The following is a 417-nucleotide window of genomic DNA, read 5'->3' as shown; positions in this document are numbered from 1 at the left end:
CCACGTCCTCGCTGCCCGCGCCGTTGAGCCAGGCCGAGCTGTCACGCCTGGTGCAGCAGCAGGCGCTACAGATCCAGCAACTGGAAGCACGCCTTCGCGCTGTCGCAGGCGGGCAGGGCAGTGCGACCGTAACGTCCACGCCGCCCGCGCCTGCGCTGGAGACGCGGGTAGCCGCATTGGAATCCGGCCAGTCCAGGCTGCCGAAGGTCTCCTGGGGCAAGGGCGCACCGGAGTTCAGCAGCGCCGACGGCACGACGGTGTTCCGTCCCCGTGGCCGCCTGTTCGTCGATGCCTCCAGCACCGACGGTTCGGCGGTCGCCGACCGCGACGTTTCGGGTACCGAGATCCGTTCGGTGCGCCTGGGGGCCGAGGGCCGCTACGGCACCCTGGGCTGGGTCGTGGAGGGCGACTTCGCCG

Annotated in this window: 1 protein-coding gene; it reads left to right on the top strand. The window is 71.5% G+C overall.

Annotated features, from left to right (window positions below; translation table 11 throughout):
- On the top strand, positions 1–417 hold a 417-nt coding region (locus EN850_RS33770), incomplete at both ends, for a hypothetical protein (protein ID WP_210238009.1).

The sequence above is a fragment of the Mesorhizobium sp. M8A.F.Ca.ET.207.01.1.1 genome, assembly GCF_004794715.1.
Taxonomy (GTDB): Bacteria; Pseudomonadota; Alphaproteobacteria; order Rhizobiales; family Rhizobiaceae; genus Mesorhizobium.
The sequence above is the reverse complement of the archived record's forward strand: the minus strand, read 5'-3'. Positions and strand labels throughout refer to the sequence as shown.